Genomic DNA, 208 nt, shown 5'->3' on the forward strand with positions numbered 1-208 from the left:
AAGAAACAAGATAGCTGCAAAAATATCTGTCAGTGATTATTACATTGTAGATAGCATGCCATTAGAAATATGCAAATTAATCAGAAGTTGCAGAAGTACTGTTTGTAGAGAAAATTACTTTACCAGCTCGGATAAAGGTTTTTGTGCTTGGCAAAATAGTGTTTATTATGGTTATAAATTGCATGCAGTGTGTACTACTGATGGGATT

At 32.7% G+C, this 208-nt stretch carries 1 pseudogene; it reads left to right on the plus strand.

Going from position 1 to position 208, the window contains the following annotated elements:
* A pseudogene (locus GNY06_RS15560) lies at nt 1-208 on the plus strand (IS982 family transposase); the annotation flags it as partial.

Origin of the sequence: Elizabethkingia argenteiflava (genome assembly GCF_009904105.1) — a bacterium.
Taxonomy (GTDB): Bacteria; Bacteroidota; Bacteroidia; order Flavobacteriales; family Weeksellaceae; genus Elizabethkingia; species Elizabethkingia argenteiflava.